The following is a 15,493-nucleotide window of genomic DNA, read 5'->3' on the forward strand; positions in this document are numbered from 1 at the left end:
GAGATATGGATCGGCGTCCGAGTGATGTTCTGCAGGCAGTCCTCGAAAATGTTGAGAAGGTCGTCGTTGGAAAGCGTACTGAGCTTGAGTTAACGATTGTCGCGCTGGCCGGCCAGGGTCACGTCCTGATTGAGGATGTGCCCGGCGTCGGTAAGACAGTCATGGCCAAGTCGCTTGCGCGGTCGCTTGGCTGTTCGTTCAAGCGGATTCAGTTCACGCCGGACCTTCTGCCCAGCGACGTCACGGGCGTCTCCATCTACAACCAGCACAGCGAGGCGTTCGAGTTCCGGCCCGGCCCGGTCGTCGCGCAGGTGGTGCTCGCCGACGAGATCAACCGCGCCACGCCGAAGACGCAGGCCGCGCTCCTGGAAGCGATGGAAGAGGGGCAGATCACGGTTGACGGCGCCACGCACGATCTGCCGAAGCCGTTCATCGTGTTGGCGACCCAGAACCCCATCGAGTACGAAGGCACGTTCCCGCTGCCAGAGTCGCAACTGGACCGATTCATGCTCCGCGTCCGCCTCGGCTATCCGAAGCGTGACGAGGAGATGCTCGTCCTCGACCGGCAGCAGCGGGCGCACCCGATTGAATCGCTGGAGCCGGTCACCAACGAGGCCGAGCTGCTGACCGTGCAGCGGGCCGTCCGCGATGTGACGGTGGACGACCTGATCCGCCGGTACATCGTGGATCTGGCGAACGCGACCCGCAACCATCCCGAGGTCTACGTCGGCGCCAGCCCGCGCGCGTCGCTCTCGCTGCTGCGGGCGGCGCAGGCGTTGGCGCTGCTGCGTGGCCGCGCCTACGTGCAGCCAGACGACGTGAAGGCGCTGACCGTCGCCGTGATGAGTCACCGCGTCATCGTGCTGCCCTCCGCCCGGTACAAGGACGTCACCGGCTCCTCGATCGTCGAAGAGATCACCGCGAACGTCCCCGTGCCCGGCAGCCGCGTCCCGGCTTAGCCGACGGCCTGCAGGCGGGGGGTGCGGTGGTGAACATCGAGCAGATCCGGCGGCGGCCAGTCGGCATTCTGGCGCTGCTCGTCATCACGGGACTTGTCGCGCTGGGCGGCGGCTGGTACCTGATGTTCTACGCGGCCTGGGCGCTGGCCTTTCTGCTGGTCATCGCCTACGCCCTCAGCTTCATCGGGCTGCGTGCGCTCTACTTCGAGCGCAAGACGCGGGCGTTGCGGGCCGAGGTCGGGTCGTACTTTGACGAGCGGGTCATCGTCGAGAATCGCTCGTGGCTCCCCAAGCTGTGGTTGGAGATCGAGGATCAGGGCCAGCACCCGGAGCACACGGCCAGCTTCGTGGTGTCGATGGGGCCGTACGGTCGGTTCGTCCGGCCGGTCCACACGCTCTGCCGCCAGCGGGGCGTGTTTCAACTGGGGCCGGTCTTCGCCCAGAGCGGCGACCCGTTCGGCATCTTCCGCCAGCGCCGCCAGATCGACGGCGTGAGCACGCTGGTCGTCTACCCGGTGGCCCTGCCGCTGACGCAGTTCGGCCGCGTCGATGGCGACCTGACCGGCGGTGCGCTCCAGGGTGAGCGGGTGCTGCACACCACAACCAACGTGTCCGGCGTGCGCGAGTACCTGCCCGGCGATACCTTCAACCGCATCCACTGGAAGAGTACGGCCCGCCAGCGGCAGCTCATGGTCAAGGAGTTCGAGCTTGACCCGTTTGCCGATATCTGGATCGTGCTGGACCTGGACGAGCGGACGATGGCCGGCTCGGGTGTCGAGTCGGTGGAGGAGTACGCGGTCACGATTGCCGCGACGCTCTCCAAGCACTTCCTGGACGAGAACCGGGCGGTCGGCTTCGTGTCGCACGGGTTGATGCTCTCGCCAGACCGTGGCATGCGCCAGCATCTGAAGATCCTCGAAGTGCTGGCGTTCGTGCGGCCGGCCCGCAACGCGCCCCTCGCCGAGTTGATCGTCGCGGAGCAGCGGCGGTTCAGCCGCACAGACACGGTCGTCGTCATCACCGGTTCGCGCGACGACGACTGGATCGGGATGCTGCGTGGGATGTGGATTCGGGGCGTGCACAGCCAGGTGGTGCTGATCGAGTCGAGCACGTATGCGCGCGGGGTCTCGTCCTCGGTGCCGGTAGTCAGCGGGCTGGCCGGCGCGCGCATCCCGACCTACATCGTCAAGCGCGGCGAGTCCATTCAGAAGTGCCTGGCCGCTCCGGTTCTCGGTGGCCGCGGCGCGGCGGTATGATGCCAGTGTCGGCTTCCGTCAAGCCGCCCGTTTCGTCCTCACCTTCATAACGTCGTTTCTGGCGCTGCCAGAGTCTCTTCCGCCCCTGCGGCCCTCGCGCCGCGCTCAGGAGTAGCACCTATGTCCTCGGCTGGACGCTATGGACCGCGTGAAGGCTGGCTTTCCGTCCTGCTCCTGGCGGCGGTGCTCTGGTGTGTCGTCCACTCGGTGTACGAGGCCGAGTGGGCGGACAACCTCGACCTGCTGGTCCCGCTGACGTGGCTGCTGATGGGCGTCGGCATCGTCGGCGCGAAGAGCGCACTGCGGCCTGCCGCCAGCCATGTGCTGGCCGTCATCATCGCCGTTGAGGCCATTGTCGAACGGTTCGGCAGCCGCATGACGGCCTCGACCTGGGAGGGTCGCCTCAACGAGCTGGCCTGGCACGTGGTCACCTGGTTCGAGACGGCGATGAGCGGCGGCAACAGCCGCGACAACGTCATGTTCGCGCTGCTGATGGCCACTGTGGGCATGATCCTGGGCTACGGCGCCGCCTGGCTCGTGTTCGCCAAGGGCCGTGGCGGGGTGGCCGTCTCGGTCTGCGCCTCGTTGCTCCTGCTCCACCTCTCCTACAGCTACAGCACGCTCAACTACCACTTCTACTTGCTGCTCTTCTTCGGGCTGCTGCTGCTGGTGCGCTTGGAGCTGTCGCGGCGGCAGCAGTTCTGGCAGACCTCCGGGTTGGCGGTGCAGGGGCAGGTGGTTCGCAACGTCGTCATGACGAGTGCTGGCGCCATCGCCCTCGTACTGATCCTGGCGCGTCAGGGGCCAGCCGAGCAGCCCAGCGAGCTGATGGAACCGGTCTGGTCGCGCTTCCTCGACGTCTGGCAGCGCGGCCAGAGCCACGTGGACCGTCTGTTCGGGGGCGTCCAGGGGCCGCCTGTCGTCGTGGTCGGGCTCGCGTTCGGCAACACGATGCAGCCCCGCGACAACTTCGAGCTTGGCTCGGGGCCGGTGCTGAAGATCGAAGCGCCCCGCGCGCGCTACTGGCGCACGATGAGCTACGCCGTCTACACCGGGCAGGGCATGGTCAGCGGCGACGTCTACGGCGACCGCTTCGAGGGTGACCAGCCGCTGCCGGCGCCGTTCGGGGCCACCGAGGCGCGCGAAGAGATCACCCAGCGGATCACGGTCCTGGCGAACCAGTCGAATCTGGTGTTCGCGTCGGATTACCCCGTGAAGGTGGACGTGCCGACGCTGGTCGAGTGGCGCGAGAACCAGGACGACCCGGCCGTGGTGCGGCTCGCCAGCATGCTCCGCAAGGGCCAGCAGTACACCGTGACCTCGTCGGCCTCCGTGGCGTCCGAGGATCAGATGCGGCAGGCTGGCGAGCAGTATCCGAAGGGCGTCGAGAAGTACCTCCAGCTTCCGCCGAGTGTGCCGGACCGGGTGAAGCAGCTCGCGCAGGAGGTCACAGCCGGCGCTCCCACACCGTACGACAAGGCGATCGCGCTCGAAGCGTACTTGCGGCAGATGTCGTATGAGACGCGCGTGCCGACCCCGCCCACCGACCGTGACTGGGTGGACTACACCCTCTTCGACGTGCAGACGGGGTACGCCGACTCACTGTCCACCTCGATGGTGGTGATGCTGCGCTCGCTCGACATTCCCGCTCGCGTGGTGACGGGCTTTGCGCCCGGCACCTTCGTCGAGGACGAGGGCGCGTTCATCATCTTTGAGAGCGAGGCGCACGCCTGGGTCGAAGTCTTCTTCCCGCGCCTCGGCTGGATCAACTTCGAGCCGAGCGTCATCCGCGATCTGCCGTTCCGCCCGACCGAGCAGACCTCGATCATCCTGCCGATCACCGACGGCAGCTATATGGGCGAGAGCCCCGATATGTACATGGATGATCCGTTCTTCGACGGCTTCGGCGACTACATCCCGCCGCCGCCCGAGCGCAACGACACGCCGTGGATCATCGGGCTCGGCGTCGTGCTCGGACTCGGGCTGCTGCTGGTGGCCGCCTGGTACGCCATGATGGCGCTCCTACGGCGCGGCCTTCGCGCCCTGCCCTGGCATGCCCAATGGTACGGCCAGTTCCGCCGGCTGGCGGCCTGGGCCGGGCTGGCAGGGCGGCCGTCGCAGACGCCGTTCGAGTATGCCGACTGGCTGGACGGCCGGTACCCTGGGACTGGCAAGATGGTCCGCCCGATTGCCGAGGTCTACGTGCACGGGGCGTACAGCGGGCAGGAGCCTGGCCCAGAGGAGCTGGCACGGGCGTCAAAGGCCTGGGAGCAAGTCCGGCGGCCGCTGGCGCGCCGGGTCTTCCTGCGCGGGGTGATAGCCGCGCGCGAGCGCTTTGAAGAGATCCGGGAGCGTGTCACGAAGCGTCAACGCGCGGCCTGAGCGTTTTTCGGACGCGCGTTCCTCGTACCTTGACACCCCCGCTGCTTTCCCCTACGATGCCGCACTATGACAGGTGATGCCGCGTCTGACGGAGCGCTTCTCCGCACAGCCCTCTACGATTGTCACCACGCCGCCGCTGCTCGCATGGTCGATTTCGGCGGCTGGGACATGCCCATCCAGTACAAGACGGGCATCCGTGCCGAGCATCTCGCCGTCCGCGCGGGCGTCGGCGTGTTCGACCTCTCCCACATGGGGCGGCTGTACGTGCGTGGCGCTGACGCCATGGCGCTGGTGCAGTGGCTCACCACGAACGATGCCAGCCGGCTGGCCCCTGGCCGCGCTCAGTACTCGCTGATCTGCGGCAGCGATGGCCAGATCCTGGACGACATCATCGCCTACAACCTGGGAGCTGAGATGCTCCTGGTCGTCAACGCCTCCAACCGGCTCAAGGTGCTGGCCTGGATCGAGCAGAACCAGCAGAACGGGCCGCTGGCCGGCCTCGACGCGAAGATCTACGACGCGACCGCCGAGACGGCGATGATCGGCTTCCAGGGGCCAGAGTCGGAGCGACTGCTCCAGGATCTCGTAGACGTCGATCTGAGCACGCTGCGGTACTACGCCGCGCTCTCGGGGACGGCGGACGGCAAGCCGGGGCTGATCGCACGCACGGGCTACACGGGCGAGGACGGCTTCGAGGTGATCGTGGCAGCGGCTGATGGCCCGAGCACCTGGAACACGCTGCTGGAAGGGCGCGGCGGCGTGACGCCGATGGCCTGCGGGCTGGGCGCGCGCGACACCCTCCGGCTCGAGGCCGGCATGCCGCTCTACGGGCACGAGATCGACGAAAGCTGCAACCCGTTCGAGGCGGGCCTGGGCCGGGTGGTCAAGCTGGCCAAGGGTGAGCTGTCCGGCAAGGCGGCGCTCGAGCGGGTGGCCGAAGCTGGCCCCGAGCGCAAGCTGATCGCCTTCGAGCTGACGGCTGGCGGCGTCCCACGGCAGGGGTACGCTATCCTCGACGCCGACGCAGCCGTCGGTCAGGTGACCAGTGGCAACGTCTCTCCGAGCCTCGGGACGCCGATCGGCATGGCCTACGTCCCGCTCCGCCTTTCCGAGCCAGGGACGGCGATCGCCGTCGAGATTCGCGGCAAGGCCGTGCCGGCGAAGGTCGTCACGCTCCCCTTCTACCCCCACAAGACCAAAAAGATCGCGGCGCCCTCAACGTCGCGAAGCTGACCGGAGGACGCCGAGTGGACCCGACAGATCGCCGCTATACCGAAGAACACGAGTGGGTCAAGATGGACGGCGACGTTGCCGTCGTCGGGATCACCTCCTTCGCACAGGATCAGCTGGGCGACGTCGTCTACGTCGAGTTGCCGAAGGTCGGCGACCGCGTGGAGGCGATGAAGTCGTTTGGCGTGATCGAGTCCGTCAAGACGGCGTCCGACCTGTACGCGCCCGTGAGCGGCGTGGTCGAAGCCGTCAACGGGTCGCTGACTGGCAGCCCCGAGACGGTCAACGACGCGCCCTACGAGGGCGGCTGGCTGATCAAAGTCAAGCCTGACAATCCAGCTGACATCGATACTCTGATGACGGCGCAGCAGTACGGCGAACAGGTCGCCGGATCGTAGCCTGAGCCGGTCGTAGCTCAACGAGGATAGACCACCCCATGGCGTTCGTTCCCCTGACAGCAGACGAGCGGCAGGCCATGCTCGAACAGATCGGCGTCGGCTCCGTCGCCGATCTGTTCGCGGACATCCCGGCCTCCGTGCGATTCCCCCAGCTGGATGTGCCGCCGCCGCTGACCGAGATCCAGACGGTCGCCAAGATGTCGGCGCTGGCCGCGAAGAACCAGCCGGTCGGCCAACTGGCCTGCTTTGTGGGCGCTGGCTACTACAACCACTACTCGCCGAGCGTTGTCAGCCACCTGATGGGGCGGTCTGAGTTCTACACTTCGTACACGCCGTATCAGCCTGAGGTCAGCCAGGGCACGCTGCAGTACTCGTTCGAGTTCCAGAGCCTTGTCTGCGACCTGTTCGAGATGGACGTGGCGAACTCGTCGGTCTACGACGGGGCGTCGGGGGCGGCCGAAGCGGTGCTGATGGCGCTGCGGATCTCGCGCCGCGACCGGGTGGTGCTGGACGGCTCCGTCCACCCTGAGCACCGCGCCGTCGTCGCGGCCTACCTGGACGGGCGCGGCATCGAGGTGGTGACGACGAACGTCGGCATCAAGGATGGCAAGCTCAACCGGCAGTCGGTGGTCGAGCAGATCGACGGCGAGACGGCCTGCGTGGTGATCCAGCAGCCGGACTTCTTCGGGACCATTCGCGATCTGGCGGCCATCGTTGCGAAGGCCCGCGAGGTTGGGGCGCTGGTCGTCTACGTGGTGGGCGATCCGGTCTCGCTGGGGCTGCTCAAGACCCCGGGCGGCTGGGACGCGGATATCGCCATCGGCGAGGGCCAGGGACTCGGCTTGCCGCTTCAGTACGGCGGCCCGGGCGTCGGCATCATGACCTGCAAGACGGCCCACCTGCGCCAGCTGCCGGGGCGGATCGTCGGCCAGACGACGGACCACGACGGCCGGCGCGGCTTCGTGCTGACGCTCCAGGCTCGCGAGCAGCACATTCGCCGTGAGAAGGCCACGTCGAACATCTGCACCAGCCAGACGCTGCTGGCGCTCGGCGCGACGATCTACCTCGCCGCGATGGGGCCGGCCGGCCTCAAGCAGGCGGCCGGTCTCTCGCACAAGCAGACCCGCGCGGTGGCGGACCAGATCCGCCGTGTTGACGGCTACCGCGTCGTCAACGACGGCCCGTTCTTCGACGAGATCACGGTGACCTGTCCGGCCGACGGCGACACGATGCGCCACGAGCTGGCGAAGCGCGGCATCATCGGCGGCTACGCGCTCGGGCGCGAGTACCCGGGCCTGGAGAACGCCCTGGTGCTGTGCGCCACTGAGATGACGACCAGCGAGGAGATCGACCGACTCGTCTCGGGTCTCCGCGAGATCGGAGGCGCGCGATGAGCCGCGACCGTAGCGAGCCGTTGCTGTCCGAGCTGAGCCGGCCCGGCCGGGTCGGCCACCTGCTGGCCGCTCCCGACGCCTGCGCCGACGCGACGCTGGATCTCCCGTCCGAGCTGCTCCGCGACGACCTGAAGCTGCCGGAGCTGGGCGAGCTGGACGTGGTCCGCCACTTCACGCATCTCTCGTCGCTCAACTTCTCCATCGACAACGCGTTCTACCCGCTCGGGTCGTGCACCATGAAGTACAACCCGAAGGTCAACGAGGACGTGGCCCGCATGGCGGGCTTCGCGGGGCTGCACCCGTACCAGCCCGAGGAGACCGTCCAGGGCGCACTGCAGGTGATGCTGGAGCTTCAGCAGCTCCTGTGCGCGATCAGCGGCTTCGAGACGGTGACGTTGCAGCCGGCGGCCGGCGCGCAGGCCGAGCTGTGCGGCATGCTGCTGATTCGGGCGTACCACCGCGCGCGCGGCGACACGAAGCGCACCAAGGTGCTGATCCCCGACTCGGCCCACGGGACGAATCCCGCAACGGCGGCGATGTGCGGCTACACGACGGTCTCGATCCCGACCGACGCGCACGGCAATGTGGATCTCAAGCGGATCAAGGAGGAGGCCGACGACACGACGGTCGGCCTGATGCTGACCAACCCGAACACGCTCGGGCTGTTCGAGCAGGAGATCCTCGACGTCACGAAGGCGATCCACGACGCCGGCGGCCTGGTCTACGGCGACGGGGCCAACCTGAACGCGATCCTCGGGGCCGTCAAGCCGGCCGATCTCGGGTTCGACGTGCTGCACATCAACACCCACAAGACGTTCTCCACGCCGCACGGTGGCGGCGGCCCTGGCTGCGGCCCGGTCGTGGCGCGCGGCTTCCTGGAGCCGTACCTGCCGAAGCCGGTCGTGGCGCGGCGTGCCAGCGGGGACCGCGCCGGTGAGCTGTTCCTGGACTGGGATCGGCCAGAATCCATCGGCAAGCTCAAGAGCTTCTGGGGCCACTTCGGCGTGATGGTGCGCGCGCTGACCTACATCACGCTCCAGGGCGACCAGGGCATCCGCGACATCGGCGAGGCGGCGGTCCTGAACGCCAATTACCTTCGCAAGAAGCTCGACGACCTGTATGATGTGCCATTCGACCGGATCTGCATGCACGAGTTTGTGGCATCCGGCCGGCGGCAGAAGCAACAGGGCGTTCGTACACTGGACATTGCGAAGCGCTTGATCGATTTCAACATTCACCCGCCCACGGTCTACTTCCCCTTGATCGTCGAGGAAGCGATCATGGTGGAGCCGACGGAGGCGGAGAGCAAGGACACACTTGACCGGTTCGTCCAGGTGATGCGGCAGATCGCCGAGGAGGTCGAGACCAGCCCTGAGCTGATCCACGACGCGCCGCACGATCAGCCGGTTGGACGACTTGACGAGACGACCGCTGCACGGAGGCCGGTGCTGCGGTGGTCCTAGCGTTCACAAGCCCAGGCGGGCCGGGTCTCGGCAGGCCCAACATCACGAGCATGCTCGTAACGAGGAGGGTCTAGGGGTGGCAGTCGACAAGAAACCGTTGCTCGAGGTCAAGAACCTCAAGACGTGGTTTTACACGCCTGACGGCATCGTAAAGGCCGTCAACGGTGTCTCGTTCACCCTGAACGAGGGCGAGGCGCTCGGCCTCGTCGGCGAGTCCGGTTGTGGGAAGAGCGTCAGCGCCATGACGCTGATGCGGCTCATCCCGACGCCTCCTGGGCGGATCGTCGAAGGCGAAGTGATCTTCGACGGCAAGGATCTGCTCAAGCTGAACGACGAAGGGATCAGGCGCGTTCGCGGCAACGAGATCGCGATGATCTTCCAGGATCCGATGACCTCCCTCAACCCGGTGCTGACGGTCGGCCGGCAGATCGGCGAGGCCCTTGAGCTGCACAAGGGCATGAGCCGTGACCAGTCCCGCAAGCGGACCATCGAGCTGCTGGAGATGGTCGGCATCCCGGCCGCCAAGTCGCGCGTGGACGACTACCCGCACCAGTTCTCGGGTGGTATGCGTCAGCGCGTGATGATCGCGATGGCGCTCTCCTGCGACCCGAAGCTGCTGATCGCCGACGAGCCGACGACGGCACTCGACGTGACGATCCAGGCGCAGATCCTCGACCTGATCATGCAGCTGCGGCGTGACCTGGGCATGGCCGTCATCATGATCACGCACGACCTGGGTGTCGTTGCCGGTGTGGCCGACAAGATCAACGTCATGTACTCGGGCTACATCGTGGAGTCGGGCAAGGCTGAGGAGCTGTTTGCGAAGCCTCGGCATCCGTACACGCTGGGCCTGCTGCGCTCGATCCCGCGCATCGACGAGCCGCGCAAGGAGAAGCTGATCCCGATTGAGGGTCTGCCGCCAGACCTGATCGACGCGCCGGTCGGCTGCCCGTTCGTGCCGCGCTGCACGTACAAGGTAGACCGCTGCGTCGAGCAGAACCCGTCGCTCGAACCGGTCGAGCCGGGCCACACCATCGCATGCTGGGTTGATGTCACTGGAGGAAAGGGCTGATGGCGATCGAGCCACAGGCTGGCGCCGCCAGCTCGAAGAGTGACGCACGGACGCTGCTGAGCGTCAAGAACCTGAAGATGCACTTCCCGATCACGCAGGGAATCATCCTTCAGCGGCAGGTCGGCGCGGTTAAAGCCGTTGACGATATCTCGTTCGACATAAAAGACGGCGAGACGCTCGGCCTGGTGGGCGAGTCGGGCTGCGGCAAGTCCACGACGGGCCGTGCGATCCTCCAGCTCTACAAGCCGACGGCCGGCACGGTCGAGTTCAACGGCCGTGACCTGACGAAGCTCAGTGGCGGCGATATGCGGAAGATGCGCCGTGAGCTGCAGATGATCTTCCAGGATCCGTACGCCTCGCTGAACCCCCGTATGACGGTGGGCAGCATCATCGGCGAGCCGCTGGAGATCCACAATCTGGCGAAGGGGCGCGAGAAGACCGAGCGCGTGCAGGAGCTGCTGCGAACGGTCGGGCTCAACCCGTACTTCGCCAACCGCTACCCCCACGAGTTCAGCGGCGGTCAGCGGCAGCGCATCGGTATCGCGCGGGCGCTGGCGGTGGAGCCGAAGTTCATCGTCGCGGACGAGCCGATCTCGGCTCTCGACGTGTCGATTCAGGCGCAGATCATCAACCTGATGGAAGAGCTTCAGGAGAAGCTCGGCCTGACCTACCTGTTCATCGCCCACGACCTGGCCGTTGTGCGCCACATCTCGGACCGCGTGGCGGTGATGTACGTCGGCAAGATGGTCGAGCTGACAGACCGGAACACGATCTTCGACAACCCGCTGCACCCGTACACGCGGGCGCTGCTCTCGTCGATCCCGATTCCGGATCCGGTGCTGGAGAAGCGTCGTTCGCGCATGATCCTGGTCGGCGACGTGCCCAGCCCCGTGAACCCGCCGTCCGGCTGCCGGTTCAACCCGCGCTGCCCGTACGCCGAGGACAACTGCCGCACGGACGAGCCGCCGCTGGCCGAGGTTCGGCCGGGCCACTTCGTCGCCTGCCACTACTGGGACGAGGTCGAGTCTGGCACGAAGCGGATCACGAACGCCACCGAGATCCGCGAGGGCGAGCTGCCGATCGTGCCGTCGGGCATGTCGCGGAACTAGTTTCTCACCGCCACCCTGGACCCCAGCCCCGCGATCCTCGACCCGCCGCCCGACACCCGGGCGGCGGGTGAGGTCTGCCAGAGGGGGTCAGGTCAGGTACTCCTGAGCGTCTGCCATCTGGATTCCATCGAAGACCTGGTTTAGTGGCTCGGCAGGCGTGAATCGCAGGGTCTTCGGTGCCCATCGTCAACCTGACAGCAGCGAGGGGACGACCTCCCGTCCGTCATCCCGACCGCGGCGAGGCACGAGCGGAGTGGAGGGACCTTCCCCTTCGTGGCTGTGCAAGGAAGGTCCCTCGACTGCGTTCGCAGCCTCACTCCGCTCGGGATGACGAGGGAGGGAGCAGCCTCACTCCGCTCGGGACGACGGGGGAGGTCGTCAGGCTTGCCCTGAGCGTGCTGAACGGGTCGCTTCGCTCCGGATGACGGGGGAAGCGTCGAGTGACCCGACCCGGTCGTCACGACTGACAGGCCTCTGGGAATCCTGACCAGGACAGAACGAGGCCCGCTCCGGCGAACCGTTGCGGGCCTTTTGAGGTCTACGGGCGCTAAGACAGCGGCTTTGCGAGAAGGCTTCCTACACGAGCGCGCCCACCGGCAGGTCGATGGTCGCCCGTTCGAGCGCCGCATCGACGACGGCCGCCTGCGCCGCCTCCGGCTCGACCAGCGGCAGCCGCACCGAGCCGACGTCGAAGCCGACCTTCCGCAGAGCGTACTTCAGCGGGATCGGGTTGGTGGTCACGAAGCAAGCGTTGAAGAACGGCAGCAGCTTGCGGTGCATCGCCGCCGCCTCGCCGTTCCGGCCGGCCAGGAAGTGCCCGACCATCTCCTGGATCTGCCTGCCGACCAGGTGCGACGCCACGCTGATGATGCCGTACCCGCCGACCGACATCAGCGGCAGGGTCATGCTGTCGTCGCCGCTCCAGACCAGGAACCCGGGCCGGCTCTCCTCGACGATCTTCGAGGTGACGTCCAGGTTGCCGCCCGCGTCCTTCAGCCCGATGATGTTCGAGATCTGGCTGAGGCGGATCGTGGTCTCGGCAGACATGTTGGTGACCGTGCGCGAGGGCACGTTGTAGAGGATGATCGGCAGGTCCACATTCCTGGCGATGGCCTCGAAGTGGGCGTAGAGGGCGTGCTGGGGCGGCTTGTTGTAGTAGGGCACCGTGCCCAGGATGCCGTCAACGCCGGCCTCGCGGGCCTCGTTGCTCAACTCGATGCTCTCGCGAGTGTTGTAGTTGCAGGTGCCCGCGACAATCGTCGCCCGCGTGCCGATGGCTGCGCGAACCTCGCGGAAAAGCGTCAGCTTCTCCTCGCCGGTCAGGGTCGGCGACTCGCCGGTCGTGCCCGAGATCACCAGCCCGTCGGTCCCCGACGAGATGAGGGCCTCGGCCAGCTCCTGGGCGCGCCGGTAATCGACCTCGCCACGCGAGTTGAACGGGGTGACCATGGCAGTAAGGACGCGTCCGAAATCGGTCATTGAGACCCTCCACACGACGTTGTGCGCCAGCGAGTGGCGTTACATTCTACCCAGCGCATGACAGAACGGGAGACCATCGCGGCTAGCGAGTCGTCGCGGTCGCCGGGGCCGGCGTCGCGTGAATCCAGGAGCCGACGCCGTAGAGCAGCTCGGCGATCTGGACGGCATTCAGGGCTGCGCCTTTGCGGACGTTGTCGGCCACGCACCAGAGCGCGATGCCGCCCGGGTTCGAGACGTCGTCGCGGATGCGCCCGACGTAGACCGGGTCGCGGCCGGCGGCGTCAGCCGGCTGCGGGTACTGCTTGTTGAGCGGATCGTCCACAACCTCGATGCCTGGGGCCGTGCTGAGGATCTCGCGGGCCTCGGCGGCGGACATCGGCCGCTCGAACTCGATGTGCAGCGCCTCCGAGTGCCCGACGGCGACTGGTACGCGCACGCAGGTGGCGGAGAGCCGCAGATTCGGCAGATCCATGATCTTCCGCGTCTCGGCCAGCATCTTCCACTCTTCCTTGGTGTAGCCGTCCTCGCGGAAGCTGTCGATGTGCGGGAAGATGTTGAACACCAGCGACTGCGGATGGTTCTCCGGGGCCGGCCGCTCGCCGTTCAGGAAACGGCGGCTGTGGTCCCACAGCTCGTCCATCGCCGCCTTCCCCGCGCCTGAGGCCGCCTGGTAAGTGTCCACCACGACGCGCTTCAAGCCAGCCGCGTTGTGCAGCGGCTCCAGCGCGACGACCATCTGGGCCGTCGAGCAGTTCGGCCCGGCGATGATGCCCTTGTGGGTCTTCGCGGCCTCGGGGTTGACCTCGGGGACGACCAGCGGCACGTCCGGATCCATCCGGAACGCCGAGCTGTCGTCGATCACTAGCGTGCCGTTCGCGGCGACCCGCGGCGCGTGCTGCCGCGCCAACTCCGAGCTGACCGTGAACAGCGCGATGTCCAGGCCGCGACAGGCCTCGACGGTGAACTCTTCGACTGGCAGCGATTCGCCCTGGAACGTCATCCGCGAGCCGACCGACCGCGCCGAGGCGAACAGCCGCAGCTCGGCGATCTCCAGGGGCGACGCCTCCAGGATCTGGAGGTACTGGCGGCCGACCATACCGGTCGCGCCGATCACCCCAACCTTCACACCAGACATCAGACCAATCCTCCATGCACGTGTTCGGTCACGTGACCGCGTGTGGACATCAGACACGCGCCTGATGTCCACGGTCTGATGTCCTCTCGCTAGGCCAGACCCATCAGGCGGTCGAGGCCATACACGAGACCGCTGCGCTTTGAGACTTCCTTGACGGCCAGTACGACGCCCGGCAGGAACGAGTCGCGTGAGATCGAATCGTGCCGGAGCGTCAGGATCTGCCCGGGGCCGCCGAAGATGACTTCCTGGTGGGCTACCAGGCCGGGCAGACGCACACTGTGGACGTGGATGCCGCCCTCGACGCCGCCGCGCGCCCCGTCGAGCAGTACGGTGGTGGTCGGAGGATCGGCAAACGAGTCGCCACGAGCCTCGACCATGGCGCGGGCCGTAGCGACAGCCGTTCCAGACGGCGCGTCCACCTTGCCGTCGTGGTGTAGCTCGATGATCTCGGCGGCCCCCATGAAGCGGGAGGCCACCCGAGCGAAGTGGAGCATGAGGTTCGCGCCGATGGCGAAGTTCGGGGCGACGACACAGCCGACGCCGGCCTCGGCGGTCAGCTTCTCGATCTCCTCGAGGTCAGCCGGCTTGATGCCGCTCGTCCCGACGACGGTCGCGACCTTGTGCGCCATGGCGATGCGGACATTGCTCATCGCGGCGCCAGGGTGGGTGAAGTCGAGCAGGACATCCGGGCGGACCCGCTGAATGAGGGTCGTCAAGTCCTTCTCGATGGGGATCAGGCCGCCGCCGCCCGGCAGATCGAGGTACGCCTCGGTGGCACGCGGCGACACGCCACCGGCCAGATCGATCTCTGGCTCGTTGACGAGGCCGGCGATCATGGCACGGCCCATCCGGCCGAGTGCGCCTGTGACGATGACCTTGATCACGCGGAGCTACCCCCACAACAGTGCGACGAGGGCAGTGTAGCAGAACGGTCAAGCTGTCGCATACCCCTCCGCACGGCGATCGTTAGGCGCAAGCGAGCCATTGTCGTGTGATACCTGAAGATTCTTAGGCTCGTGGGGATGAATCCTGTGGGTTTCACGCTCTGTCCTGGTATGCCGCCTCGGAATCTGTTGGGTAGCGCCCCGCAGAACCGTGGTCACGCGGCAGTCTTGAGAGGCGGGTGTTTGGGCGGACGGCCGCGTCGTTTGGGTGGGACCCAGCGAGGTACGGGGATCTGGAGCCGGAGCAGTTCGCGGATGGTCCAGGGGTGATCGGCAAGGCCGGCGGCATGGCCGGGGTGCGCTGGTGCCACTTGCGGGGGGCGCCGGGCGGGGCGAGCAGGCGCAGGCTGTCGTGGGGCCAGCAGAAGTTGTAGGCGGTGCCGACCAGCCACATGCCGGCGGTGAGGGTCGCCGCAGTGCGAGCGATGGCACGTCCGCGACGGGTGAGCGGTGCGAGGTGGGCCAGGGCGATTGCATGTTCAATGGTGTCCCCGAAGCATCATGGAACGGGCGGTCGGGGACTGAAGTCCCCGCCTACAGTCACGCCGTCGCTGCGCGACGGCCGCCGGGAACGGCAGGCACTGGTGCGACTGGAGCGTCGCGCAGCGACTGCAGGATGGTAGGCGGGGCTTTCAAGCCCCGACGCGGCGGCACGACGCGCTCAACATACGA

General features: G+C 67.0%; 12 protein-coding genes. 9 read left to right on the forward strand and 3 right to left on the reverse strand.

The genetic code is table 11. The annotated features are described in order from the left end of the window. Positions 1 to 5 precede the first annotated feature (5 nt). The 9 genes from IT306_25170 to IT306_25210 all read left to right on the forward strand — a co-directional run bounded on the left by IT306_25170 (position 6) and on the right by IT306_25210 (position 11,263). Positions 6 to 959, forward strand: coding sequence for an AAA family ATPase (locus IT306_25170; protein MCC7371734.1), 954 nt, complete (start codon positions 6 to 8; stop codon positions 957 to 959). 26 nt (positions 960 to 985) lie between these two features. After that, a complete protein-coding gene (locus tag IT306_25175; protein ID MCC7371735.1) occupies positions 986 to 2,215 on the forward strand; it encodes a DUF58 domain-containing protein in 1,230 nt (409 codons plus the stop codon). Between the two features lie 120 nt (positions 2,216 to 2,335). Then, on the forward strand, positions 2,336 to 4,597 hold the full coding sequence (locus tag IT306_25180; GenBank protein ID MCC7371736.1) for a transglutaminase domain-containing protein: 2,262 nt from the start codon (positions 2,336 to 2,338) through the stop codon (positions 4,595 to 4,597). Between the two features lie 66 nt (positions 4,598 to 4,663). Continuing rightward, positions 4,664 to 5,830 carry a glycine cleavage system aminomethyltransferase GcvT gene (gene gcvT, locus IT306_25185; protein MCC7371737.1) on the forward strand — a complete coding sequence of 389 codons (1,167 nt, stop codon included), beginning with the start codon at positions 4,664 to 4,666 and terminating at the stop codon, positions 5,828 to 5,830. A 14-nt stretch (positions 5,831 to 5,844) separates the two neighbouring features. Next, positions 5,845 to 6,225, forward strand: a complete 381-nt coding sequence (gene gcvH / locus IT306_25190) for a glycine cleavage system protein GcvH (protein ID MCC7371738.1) — start codon at positions 5,845 to 5,847, stop codon at positions 6,223 to 6,225. A 38-nt stretch (positions 6,226 to 6,263) separates the two neighbouring features. Next, a complete protein-coding gene (gcvPA, locus tag IT306_25195) occupies positions 6,264 to 7,619 on the forward strand; it encodes an aminomethyl-transferring glycine dehydrogenase subunit GcvPA (protein ID MCC7371739.1) in 1,356 nt (451 codons plus the stop codon). Beyond that, positions 7,616 to 9,082 (forward strand): aminomethyl-transferring glycine dehydrogenase subunit GcvPB, encoded by a 1,467-nt coding sequence (gene gcvPB / locus IT306_25200; protein MCC7371740.1) that lies wholly within the window; start codon positions 7,616 to 7,618, stop codon positions 9,080 to 9,082. The genes gcvPA and gcvPB overlap by 4 nt, the downstream gene beginning before the upstream one ends. A 76-nt stretch (positions 9,083 to 9,158) precedes the next feature. Then, positions 9,159 to 10,154, forward strand: a complete 996-nt coding sequence (locus tag IT306_25205; GenBank protein MCC7371741.1) for an ABC transporter ATP-binding protein — start codon at positions 9,159 to 9,161, stop codon at positions 10,152 to 10,154. Then, positions 10,154 to 11,263: a dipeptide ABC transporter ATP-binding protein gene (locus tag IT306_25210; GenBank protein ID MCC7371742.1), complete on the forward strand. Its 1,110-nt coding sequence runs from the start codon at positions 10,154 to 10,156 to the stop codon at positions 11,261 to 11,263. The genes IT306_25205 and IT306_25210 overlap by 1 nt, the downstream gene beginning before the upstream one ends. A gap of 576 nt (positions 11,264 to 11,839) precedes the next feature. Here IT306_25210 and dapA read toward each other — a convergent pair. From dapA to IT306_25225, 3 genes are all read right to left on the reverse strand, one after another. Then, positions 11,840 to 12,742, reverse strand: a complete 903-nt coding sequence (dapA, locus tag IT306_25215; protein MCC7371743.1) for a 4-hydroxy-tetrahydrodipicolinate synthase — start codon at positions 12,740 to 12,742, stop codon at positions 11,840 to 11,842. Positions 12,743 to 12,824: 82 nt separating this feature from the next. Beyond that, on the reverse strand, positions 12,825 to 13,877 hold the full coding sequence (locus tag IT306_25220) for an aspartate-semialdehyde dehydrogenase (GenBank protein ID MCC7371744.1): 1,053 nt from the start codon (positions 13,875 to 13,877) through the stop codon (positions 12,825 to 12,827). An 89-nt stretch (positions 13,878 to 13,966) separates the two neighbouring features. After that, positions 13,967 to 14,725 carry a 4-hydroxy-tetrahydrodipicolinate reductase gene (locus IT306_25225; GenBank protein ID MCC7371745.1) on the reverse strand — a complete coding sequence of 253 codons (759 nt, stop codon included), beginning with the start codon at positions 14,723 to 14,725 and terminating at the stop codon, positions 13,967 to 13,969. Positions 14,726 to 15,493 lie beyond the last annotated feature (768 nt).

The organism is Chloroflexota bacterium, assembly GCA_020850535.1.
Classification (GTDB): domain Bacteria; phylum Chloroflexota; class UBA6077; order UBA6077; family JACCZL01; genus JADZEM01.